This window comes from Massilia sp. P2_C2 (genome assembly GCF_056404615.1).
This window is the reverse complement of sequence record NZ_JBFUDR010000007.1, coordinates 39297-50437: the sequence shown is the minus strand read 5'-3', so window position 1 is coordinate 50437 and position 11141 is coordinate 39297. Positions and strand designations below refer to the sequence as shown.

The following is an 11141-nucleotide window of genomic DNA, read 5'->3' as shown; positions in this document are numbered from 1 at the left end:
GGAATGTAGATCGCTGTCTTGAAGTGCTTGTAGTGACGGACCGTGGGCGCGTCGGCGGCCTGCGCGGGCACGGCGGTCACCAGCATGCCGCCGGCGACGGCGGAAACGGCGAGCGCAGCGGCACAGGCGCGGGCGCCGGCCTGGCGGGTGAAAGACATCAGTTTGATCTCCGTTATCGTTATGCACTGCTGGGCGTTATGCTAAGCGAAGCAATGTTAGTCGTGCAAGAAAAATGTTCGCGCTAACAGATCTTCATATTGTGTCGCCGCTGTTGCGTGTGTTTAGTACCTGTTCCAGTGAACAGGACGAGACGCTGTGAAATACTTTTGCTCAGACGACACAATTTGTTGTATTTCTCATCCGTCAAGCAAAATTTTTTTGGATGTTGTGAAATCGATTGCGTATAACATTAACTGTGTCTTAACGTTAAATCCGGGTGTCATACGCTAACAGACTTCGCATCTGAAAACTTACGTTTTCACTCGTGATATCAGAGACTTGTTGCTGGCGGACGCATAGCGTCCCAGGCAGAATGGTAGCGCGGCACAAGGCCCAGAGAGTGCTGGTTCGAGCTATCACAAACGCACTTCACCGTCTTGATGTGCGATAAAACCAACACGCGAGTAAGGCAGTCCGTGCAAATTTATGGTAGCGTATAACAACCAGTGTTAAGCACCACCTGAACCCTGGCTTTGTTTGAGCTTTTCATAAAGAAAACACTACCTGATCATCGGGGGAGACCAACCAATGAAGTTTCAAAAAACCGCGATCGCGGCAGCGGTCGCGCACGTCGCCGTATTGTCCAGCGCAGCAGCCTGGGCCCAGACCAGCGCCACCACCACGACCGACGTTCCTGCAGGCGCCGCCCCTGCGGTCGTCCACATCAGCGGCCAGCGCGCCGCACTGCAGTCGGCGCAACAACTCAAGCAGAATTCCGATGAAGTCGTCGACTCGATCGTCGCCGAAGACATCGGCAAGCTGCCGGACCGTTCGGTCACCGAGGTGCTGCAGCGTATCGCCGGCGTCACCATCGACCGCAACATGGCGGGCGACCCGAACCGCCAGTCCGTCGAAGGCTCCGGCGTGTCGGTGCGCGGCCTGACCTACGTGCGTTCGGAAATCAACGGCCGCGACGCGTTCTCGGCCGGCGGCGGCCGCTCGCTCGGCTTCGCCGACGTGGCACCGGAACTGATGGCCGGCGTCGACGTCTACAAGAACCCGTCCGCGGAACAGATCGAAGGCGCAGTCGCCGGCCTCGTCAACCTGCGTACGGCCATGCCGTTCGACTACAAGGGCTTCAAGGGCTCGCTGGGCGTGTCGGAATCGTATTCCACGCTGCGCAAGGGTGCACCGTCCCCGACCGGCACCCTGCTGCTGTCGAACCGCTGGAAGACGTCGCTCGGCGAATTCGGCGCCCTGGTCGACTTCGCCAAGGCCAAGAGCCCGACCCGTTCGGACGGCGTGGGCGTCGACCCGTACTTCCCGCACGTGAACTCCACGGACCCGGCCCTGTACGATCGCTCCAGGACGCAATGGATCCCGCTGGGCGTAGGCTACCGCTCGCAGGACTTCGAGCGTACCCGTCGCGGCGACTATGCCGCCTTCCAGTGGCGTCCGAACAAGGACCTGACGGCCTCACTGACCTACTTCAAGACGAAGTACAAGGAAGACCTGGACGAGCACGTCGTGACGTCGTCCGAGGACAAGTGGTACCAGCAGGTCGCCAGCGCGGACTCGGTCTTCAACGGCAATGGCGCGTTCCAGAGCGGTACGATCTCGAACCCGACCTATGGCGGTTCGCCGTTCAACAGCTCGCAGCGCATCAACACGCGTGAATCGAGCACCCGCGACACGTCGCTGAACGTCCAGTGGCGCATCACCCCGGACCTGACCTGGACCAACGACTTCCAGCACGTCCACTCGACGACCGAAGGCTTCGACGCCGACGTGTCGACCGGCTTCATCATGCCGAACCAGACGATGGACATGCGCGGCGACGTCCCGCGGATCACGCTGGGTTCGCCGGCCTACATGGCCGACCCGAACAACTACTACTGGGCCTACACCCAGGAAGCGCTCGACCATGCGACGGCAAGGCAGAAGGCATGGAAGTCCGACTTCAAGTTCACGTTCGACGACCCGGTTCTGCGCGACGTCCGCTTCGGCTTCCGCATGGCCGACCGCGATGGCGAGAACCACAAGGCCCAGAAGTTCTACAACTGGCAGGCAATCACCTTCCCGTGGATGGAAGGCTGGCAGATCCCGCACGTCGCCCGCCTGGGTGACCCGCGTTTCGCCGGCGGCGCGTCGCTGCAGAAGATCGACAACTTCTTCGACGGCAAGTTCGACATCCCGCCGATGCTGTTCGCGGACGAAGCGACGGTGCGCGGCTTCCCGAACGAATGGGCCAAGATCCACGCCTACCACGACTTGCTGTGCAAGGAACAGGGTTCGACCTGCGACCCGTGGAAGGCCGCGACCTTCAACGATCCGGCCGCGACCAACACGCAGTCGGAAAAGACCCGCGCCGCCTATACGCAGCTGCGCTTCGGCTGGGATGACCTGAAGTATCCGATCGACGGTAACGTCGGCATCCGCTACGTGAAGACGACCGGCACCGGCAGCGGCTACGTGGCCTTCACGCCGCCGCCCACCATCTCGATCGGCGATGGCGWCGCCGTGTCGGGCCAGGAAAAGCTGATCAACATCGCCCAGTTCGCGCAGGCCCAGCAGGCCAGCAATTCGTACCACAACTGGCTGCCGAGCCTGAACCTGCGCATGAAGTACAGCGACACGCTGCAGTTCCGCTTCGCCTGGGCCAAGGCCATGTCGCGTCCGGACTTCAACCAGCTGCAAGTCCAGACGACGCTGAACGCGCAGAACCTGCAGACGACCTTCCGGGACGCCTCGGGCAAGACGACCGCGATCCAGTTCAACGGCACCAGCCTGACCGGCACCAGCGACGGCAACCCGATGTTGAAGCCGACCACGTCGACCAACGTCGACCTGACCGCGGAATGGTACTTCGCCAAGGCCGGCTCGCTGACGTTCTCGGCGTTCAACAAGGACATCAAGGACATCATCGTCACGAAGAACTACTCGTACACGGCAAACGACGTCACGGGCAAGCCGCAGACGTTCGTGGTGACCGGTCCGGTCAACGGCGCCAAGGGCTACGCCCGCGGCTTCGAGATCGCCCACCAGCAGTACTACGACTTCGTGCCCGACTGGCTGCGCGGCATCGGTACCCAGGCCAGCTGGACCTATGTGTCGAGCAAGCGCGAGCTGAACGACCCGGTGTTCGAAGCATGGTGCTCGGGCAACGACGCCTCGTCGAACTTCAACCTGTCGCTCAACGGCTGCGATACCGACGCGCGTGCATTCGGCAAGACCCCGCTGCAGGGCCTGTCGCGTCACACGATCAACCTCGCGGTCATGTACGAGCAGCACGGCCTGTCGATGCGTCTGGCGTACAACTGGCGCTCGCGTTACCTGCTGGGCGTGAACCAGTGGGGTAGCCGCGGCAACAACGGCCTGAACACCAACCCGGCCGCCGACCCGAGCCGCTACCTGATCCCGACGACCAACAACGACCAGGCATTCGGCCTGCCGCTGTACCAGGCACCGTACGGCCAGCTGGACGGTTCGATCTTCTACGACTTCACGGACAAGTTCCGCGTCGGCCTGGAAGCGACGAACCTGACCAACTCGTACACGCGCCAGATCATGGAACAGCACGCGGGCAACTTCACCCGCCAGGTCTTCATGAGCGGCCCACGCTACACGCTGCTGGCACAGTACACGTTCTGACGAAGGATCACCCGTACCAACGGGAATCCGCATGATTCGATACAATTAAGTTCTATCGACACGCACCGCCGCCGCGGCCCACGAGGCCCCGGCGGCGACGCTTTTTCTACGCGTTACCAACCTCCGTTTTCGGACAAGGAGCCCTCATGAACATCCAAGGCGAAATGATCATCGGCAGCCAGGCCGTGCGCGGCAGCGCCGGCGTGCTGCGCGCCTACAACCCCGCCACGCGCATTGATATCGAACCCGAATTCGGCGCCGCCACCATGGACGACCTGGCTGCGGCCTGCCTGCTCGCCGAGCAGGCCTTCGATGCCTACCGCGGCGCACCGCTGCAGGAGCGCGCCCGCTTCCTGGAAACCATCGCCGACCGCATCATGGACATCGGTCCCCTGCTGATCGAGCGTGCCGGCGCGGAAAGTGGCCTGCCGGCCGCGCGCCTGGAAGGCGAACGCGGCCGCACCTGCAACCAGTTGCGCCTGTTCGCCAAGGTCGTGCGCGACGGGCACTTCCTCGAAGCAACGCTGRATTCCGCATTGCCCCAGCGCACGCCGCCGCGTCCCGACCTGCGCATGCGCAAGATCGGCCTCGGCCCCGTTGCCGTCTTTGGCGCCTCCAACTTCCCGCTCGCCTTCTCGGTTGCCGGCGGCGACACGGCGTCCGCGCTGGCGGCCGGCTGCCCGGTCGTCGTCAAGGCACACAATGCCCACCTGGGCACGTCGGAACTGGTGGCCAAGGCCATCCGCCAGGCAGTGCAGGACTGCGGCATGCCGGAAGGGACCTTCTCCATGCTGATCGGCACCGGCTTCGAGATCGGCCAGGCCCTCGTCTCGCACCCCGCGATCAAGGCCGTCGGCTTCACCGGCTCGCGCGCGGGCGGACTCGCGCTCGTGAACGCCGCCAACGCGCGCAAGGAACCGATCCCCGTGTACGCCGAGATGAGCAGCATTAACCCGTTCTACCTGCTGCCGGGCGCACTCGCGGCGGGCGGTGCGAAACTCGCGCAGGGCTTCGTCGATTCGCTCACCATGGGCACGGGCCAGTTCTGCACGAACCCGGGGCTCGCGATCGCCCTCGCCGGCACCGACCTGGACGTGTTCCGCACGGCCGTCACGGAAGCCCTCGCCGCCAAGGGTGCCGGCACGATGCTCACGGCGGGCATCCACCAGGCCTATATCGACGCGATCGCGCGCCGCTCCGGCCTCGCGGGCGTGGAACTGATCGCGCAAGGCAGTGCCGTTGGCTGCGGCTGCGCCGCACAGGCCGCGCTGTACCAGGCGGATGCCCAGACGTTCCTCGCCAACAGCGCGCTGGAAGAAGAGATCTTCGGCCCGAGCTCGCTGATCGTCGTCTGCCAGGACGAGAACGAGTTGCTGGAAGTGACGCGCCACGTGGAAGGCCAGCTGACGGCGACGATCCACGCCACCGCCGCCGATCGCGCACTGGCCGGCAGGCTGATGCCCGTCCTGGAACGCAAGGCGGGCCGCATCCTGTTCAACGGCTTCCCGACCGGCGTGGAAGTGTGCCACTCGATGGTGCACGGCGGCCCGTTCCCGGCCACGTCGGACAGCCGCACGACGTCCGTGGGCGCGACCGCGATCGAGCGTTTCCTGCGTCCGGTGTGCTACCAGGATGTGCCGGCGGACCTGCTGCCGGAGGCGCTGCGTGATGAGAATCCGCTGGGGCTCACGCGCATGGTGGACGGTACCCTGAAGGTCGCCGGATAGCGTCGCGACAGATCAGTAGGGTGCCCACCCTACTCAAGGTTCCAGTCCGTGCGGTCCACGAGGGTTCCTGTCCGCGCCTCGACCCGGTTCGCACCCGGCGCCAGCCGCACCTGCCAGCGCGCGATATGGCCTTCCACCGCGCGCTCGCCCAGGTCGGCGCCGTTCACCCGCAGGCTCACCGTCGGCTGGTTGCTGTACACCTTGACCTCGGTATCCGCCTGCGTACGCCGCACGACACGCCGCGACGTGATGTGCACCATCGGCCGCTTCGCCCAATTGGCCTGGTACCAGTAATACGCATCCTTACGGACCTTGCGGTCCAGCGTGACGAGTCCCTTGTCGTTGATGCCCGGCGCGTCGCCCTCGTTGCGGCCGGACGAAGGGAAATCGAAACCGACCCACACGAAGGTCGACCACAGCCACGGCGCCGCCTCGATCTGGCGCCATGCGGCCTCGTGGTACAGGGCCTGGTACTGCTCCGGATGCCAGCGGCTGGGGGCCACCGGACGCTTCCACGTCTCTTCCTGCTGGAGCACGCTGCCGCCCGCGCCGTATTCGCTGATTCCTTCCGGCGTGTTCGGACGGCGCTTGTGGTTGTCGGCCAGGAACGGCGCAAGGTCCGCGAACTCATGATCGTACCAGCCAAAATACACGTTCGACGCGATCGCGTCGGTGTGCATGGCCTGCGGCCCGTCGATCGGCGCGCAGCAGTTCGCGTACGCGGTCGGACGACTGGCGTCTTCTTCGCGCACGAGGTTCTGCATCGCGTCCAGCACGCGGGCGCTCGTGTCGTCCACCTTGTAGATCTCGTTGCCGAGGCCCCAGACGAACACGGACGGGTGATTGAAGTTCTGGCGCACGAGTTCGCGCGCCTGCGCGGCCGCGTTGGCCGCGAATGCCGCACTCGCGCCGACCTCCGCCGTCAGCGGCAACTCCGTCCACACGAGAAGGCCCATGCGGTCGGCCAGCGCATAACTATGCTCGTTGTGCTGGTAGTGCGAATGGCGCACGCCCGTCACGCCCAGCTCGCCGAGGATGCGGTAATCGGCGTCGATGTCGGCGTCCGTCGCGGCCACGCCCCTGCCCGGCACATAGGTCAGGTGCACGTTGACGCCGTGGACGCGGTACGGGCGCCCATTCAGCAGCAGCCCCTTGTCGGGGTCGAGCCGGATGTTGCGGATGCCCACCTGGCTCGTCACCTGATCCACGGGCGCGGTGCCGCCGGCCGGCGTCACGGTCACTTCGCTCGCATACAGGTAAGGATCGTCGACGCCCTGCCACAGATGCGGCGCGGCCAGGCTGGCGTCGAGGTCCACCGCCGCAACGCCGTGCGCCGGCACCAGTACGCTGCGCTGCGCCGCCGCCGCCACGTTGCCGTCGCCGTCGCGCAGGCGCGCCGTCACGAGCACGTGTTGCGGCCGTGCGCGCTCGYTCGCCACGCGCGCGCGCCAGTGCAGGCTGGCCTGTTGGGCGGTCGCGTCGGGCGTGCTGAAGTAGACACCCGGGCCGCCGTAATCCTGCATGTCCACGTGCACGTCGGCCGTCGTCACGAGCCGCACGCTGCGATACAGGCCGCCGTACAGCGTGTAGTCGCCGCCCAGCGGCGCGACGTCCGGCTGGCGCGCATTGTCGACCCGCACCATCAGGGCATTCGGGCCGGCGTGCAGCAGCTCCGTCACGTCGAAGCGGAAGCGCGCGAATCCGCCCTCGTGCCGCCCGACCCAGGCGCCGTTCAGCCACACGTCGGTCGACAGCGCGGCGCCGTCGAATTCCAGCCAGGTGCGCCCCGTCCCCGTACCCGGCGCCACGATCGTGCGCCGGTACCAGCCGGCGCCGCGATACGGATTCGGCATCGTGCCGTCGAGGGCGTTGAACGTGTGCGGCAGCGCCACGGGCGCCCAGGCGCCGCGCGCAGGCACGGGCGTCTTCGTGGCCGGCGTGTCGCCGCGCATGAATTCCCAGCTGCTGTCGAGGGGGACGGTCGTGCGCGGCGTCGGCGCGGCCTGGGCGCCGGCCATCCATGCGCACGCCAGGGCCAGCATGACGGCGCGTTTGAAACGGATCGCGTAACTATGCATGTCTGAATCGGTAAAAAAAAGGGCCCGCGAAGGGGCCCTCGTCCTGATCGGAAAGATCAGTGGTTGTGGCGCGGCATGTCGTGGCCGACGTCACGGTATTCCAGCGCCATCTCCATCACGGCGCCGGTGTGCAGCTGGCCGACGGTCGCACGGTAGATCTGCTGCCACGGCGTCTGGTTCGGCGGGATGGCCGGCGGCGCTTCCTTGCGGCGCGCTTCCAGTTCCGCGTCGGAGATCAGCACGTTGCAGCTGCCCGCGTTCAGGTCCACGCGCACGCGGTCGCCCGTGCGCAGCAGCGCCAGGTTGCCGCCCGCCGCGCTTTCCGGCGATGCGTTCAGGATCGACGGGCTGTCCGACGTGCCGGACTGGCGGCCRTCGCCCAAGGTGGGCAGCGCATTGATGCCTTTCTTGATCAGCGCATCGGGCGGTTGCATGTTCACGACTTCGGCCGAACCCGGCCAGCCCACCGGACCGGAACCGCGGATCACCAGCATCGTGTTCTCGTCGATGTCCAGGGCCGGATCGTTGATGCGGTGGTGGTAATCGTCCGAACCGTCGAACACGACGACCTTGCACTCGAAGGCGTTTTCCGAACCCGGCGTCGACAGGTAGCGCGCGCGGAAGGCTTCCGAGATCACGCTCGTCTTCATGATCGCGAACTCGAACAGGTTGCCCTTCAGGACCATGAAGCCGGCCTTCTGCTTCAGCGGCTCGTCGAACGGACGGATCATCTCGCGATCAATGCTTTCGCGGCCGACGAGGTTGTCGGCCATCGTCTTGCCGGTGACGGTCGGACGCTTCGAGCGCAGCAGGCCCTTCTGCTCCAGCTCCCACATGATGGCGGGCGTGCCGCCGGCACGGTGGTAGCGCTCGCCCAGGTATTTGCCGGCCGGCTGCATGTTCAGCAGCAGCGGCACGTCGTAGCCGTATTCCATCCAGTCCTGCGGCGTGATGTCGACGCCGGCGTGGCGCGCCATCGCCACGATGTGCGGCTGGGCATTGGTGGAACCGCCGATCGCGGCATTGACGACGATGGCGTCGATGAAGGCGTCGCGCGTGAGCACCTGCGACGGGCGCAGGTCTTCGAAGGCCATGCCGACGATCCGGCGGCCGGTCTCGTAGGCCATCTGGCCACGCTCGCGGTACGGTGCCGGAATGGCCGAGCAGCCCGTCAGCGACATGCCCAGCGCTTCGGCGATGGCGTTCATCGTCGACGCCGTGCCCATCGTGTTGCAGTGGCCGGCGGACGGCGCGGATGCGGTCGCGATGTCGATGAATTTCTGCTCGTCGATCTCGCCCGCGGCCAGGCGGCGGCGGCCTTTCCAGATCGCGGCGCCGGAGCCGACCAGCTCACCTTCGAACCAGCCGTCCAGCATCGGGCCGCCGGACAGCACGATCGCGGGGATGTCGACGGTGGCGGCGGCCATCAGCTGCGCAGGCGTCGTCTTGTCGCAGCCGGTCGTCAGCACGACGGCGTCGATCGGATAGCCGTGCAGGATCTCGACGAGGCCCAGGTAGGCCAGGTTGCGGTCCAGCGCCGCGGTCGGGCGGCGGCAGTTCTCGAAGATCGGGTGCAGCGGGAATTCCATCGGGATGCCGCCGGCGTCGCGGATACCGTCACGCACGCGCTTGGCCAGGTCCAGGTGGATGCGGTTGCACGGCGAGATGTCGCTGCCGCTCTGGGCGATGCCGATGATCGGCTTGCCCGAACGGAGCTCTTCCGGCGTGATGCCGTAGTTCATGAAGCGCTCGAGATACAGAGCGGTCATGTCGATACGCTCTTCGTTGTCGAACCAGTCCTGCGACCGGAAGCGCTTCGGTTTGGTGTTCTGTTGAGTCATTCCGTTTACTCCTGCAGCCGCAGCACGTGGTGCGGCAATCCGGCCGTCTCGGCACGGAAGGTGAACAGCGCGCCCGCGAGCGGCTGCTGGGCCAGTTCCTCGGCCGACAGGCCCTTGCGCGCCGACGTCGCGTACACGGTGCGCAGGTCGTCGCCGGCGAAGGCCAGCTTGGTGATGTTCGAGCAGGGGAAGCGCACTTCGCCCACCTTGCGCCCTTGCGGGTCGCGGCGTTCGATGCGCCAGCCCCGGAACACGGCGATCCAGACGTGGCCGTCGGCGTCCACCGCCATCCCGTCCGGCCAGCCGCCGTCCGTGATCTCGGCGTACAGACGCTTGTTCGACAGGCTGCCGTCTTCCGCCAGGTCGAAAGCATACACCCGTTTATCGAGCGTGTCGGTGTGATACAGCGTGCCCCCGTCCGGGCTCACGGCCGGGCCGTTCGTGATGATGTAGCCGTCGTCCATGCGCACGATGTGCCTGCCGTCGAAGCGGTACAGCACGCCCGTCGCCTGCTCTTCCGCATCGTCCATGGAACCGAACCACAGGCGGCCCTGCGCATCGACGTGGCCGTCGTTGAAGCGGTTGCCCGGCACGTCCGCCTCGACCTTCGCGAACGGCACGAATTCTCCGGTCGCCTCGATGAAGCGGTACAGCCCGTCCTCCAGCGAGACGACGAGGCCGCCGTCATCGGCACGCACGACAAAGCTCACCTGGCCCGGGGCGTCCCAGCTGCGCTGGTCGGAACCGTCGGCCGCGCAGCGGTGCAGGCGCTTGCCCTTGATGTCGACGAACCACACCTGCTGGTTGGCGGCGTCCCACAGGGCGCCCTCGCCCAGCGTGGCGCCGACCTCCCACAGCACGGTGGGGTTGGTGGCTACGGTACTCATGCGCCGTACCAGCCCGCGTCGACGAAGTACTCGCGGCCGCTGATGTGGCGCGCGTTGTTCGACGCCAGGAACAGCGACAGCGCGGCCACGTCTTCCATCTCGACGCGCTCGGGGATGCACTGGCCGGCCAGGATGCGGGCTTCTTCGTCAGGGTTGTGCCACAGCGCCTTCTGGCGCGGCGTGACGACGGCGCCCGGCACCACGGTCACGGCGCGGATGCCGTGCGGGCCGAATTCGCGTGCCATGTTGCGGGTCATGCCCTCGATGCCGGCCTTCGCCATCATGTACAGGCCCAGCTGGGTATGCGGCAGGTGCCAGGAGATCGAGCCGAAGTTCAGCAGCACGCCGTACTTGCGCGCCTTCATGCCCGGGATGACGGCCTGCGCGCAGAAGTACAGGTGGCGCAGGTTGACGTTCATGCGGCTTTCCCAGTACGCCGGCGTGACGTTCTCGATCTCGTGACGGTCGTCGTTGGCCGCGTTGTTCAGCAGGATGTCGACGCCGCCCAGTTCTTCCTCGATCGCCTTGAAGGTGGACTTCAGTTCGTCGAGGTTGGTCAGGTCGCACTTGATGAACTTCGGCACGTGGCGCGAACCGGCCAGCGTTTTCTCCAGCGAGCGCGAAGCTTCCTCGGCGATGTCGAGGAAGATCACGCGCGCGCCCTGGCCCGCGAAGGCGGTGGTCAGCTCGGCGCCGATGCCGCTGCCGCCGCCGGTGATGACGACCCGCTTGTCCTGCAGGTCCGGGTACGTCGCGTAGACGAATGCTTGGTTATTTTCAGACATTTTGTTCTCGTTA

General features: G+C 65.9%; 6 protein-coding genes. 2 read left to right on the top strand and 4 right to left on the bottom strand.

Annotation, left to right across the window (positions count from 1 at the left end; all coding sequences use genetic code 11):
* Positions 1-747: 747 nt before the first annotated feature.
* Both AC1DYX_RS01825 and AC1DYX_RS01820 read left to right on the top strand, forming a co-directional pair.
* The gene (locus AC1DYX_RS01825; RefSeq protein WP_477255704.1) at positions 748-3810 is read left to right on the top strand and encodes a TonB-dependent receptor; all 3063 of its coding nucleotides are present in this window, start codon (positions 748-750) and stop codon (positions 3808-3810) included.
* A gap of 146 nt (positions 3811-3956) precedes the next feature.
* Complete coding sequence (locus AC1DYX_RS01820) at positions 3957-5537, top strand: aldehyde dehydrogenase (NADP(+)) (protein ID WP_477255702.1); 1581 nt, start codon at positions 3957-3959, stop codon at positions 5535-5537.
* Between the two features lie 29 nt (positions 5538-5566).
* Here the strand turns inward: AC1DYX_RS01820 and AC1DYX_RS01815 are convergent, their stop codons facing one another.
* From AC1DYX_RS01815 to xylB, 4 genes are read right to left on the bottom strand one after another with little or no spacing between them, the layout of a single operon-like run.
* Positions 5567-7615 carry a glycoside hydrolase family 2 protein gene (locus AC1DYX_RS01815; RefSeq protein WP_477255700.1) on the bottom strand — a complete coding sequence of 683 codons (2049 nt, stop codon included), beginning with the start codon at positions 7613-7615 and terminating at the stop codon, positions 5567-5569.
* 56 nt (positions 7616-7671) lie between these two features.
* Positions 7672-9456 carry an IlvD/Edd family dehydratase gene (locus tag AC1DYX_RS01810; protein WP_477255698.1) on the bottom strand — a complete coding sequence of 595 codons (1785 nt, stop codon included), beginning with the start codon at positions 9454-9456 and terminating at the stop codon, positions 7672-7674.
* A 5-nt stretch (positions 9457-9461) separates the two neighbouring features.
* Positions 9462-10343 (bottom strand): SMP-30/gluconolactonase/LRE family protein, encoded by an 882-nt coding sequence (locus AC1DYX_RS01805; protein ID WP_477255696.1) that lies wholly within the window; start codon positions 10341-10343, stop codon positions 9462-9464.
* Positions 10340-11128, bottom strand: a complete 789-nt coding sequence (xylB, locus tag AC1DYX_RS01800; RefSeq protein WP_477255694.1) for a D-xylose 1-dehydrogenase — start codon at positions 11126-11128, stop codon at positions 10340-10342. Before xylB ends, AC1DYX_RS01805 begins: the two co-directional genes overlap by 4 nt.
* Positions 11129-11141 lie beyond the last annotated feature (13 nt).

What these genes read in the sequence shown, in the direction of transcription:
- AC1DYX_RS01805 (WP_477255696.1), bottom strand. Translation starts at nt 10,343, where the DNA reads ATGAGTACCGTAGCCACCAACCCCACCGTGCTGTGGGAGGTCGGCGCC.
- xylB (WP_477255694.1), bottom strand. Translation starts at nt 11,128, where the DNA reads ATGTCTGAAAATAACCAAGCATTCGTCTACGCGACGTACCCGGACCTG.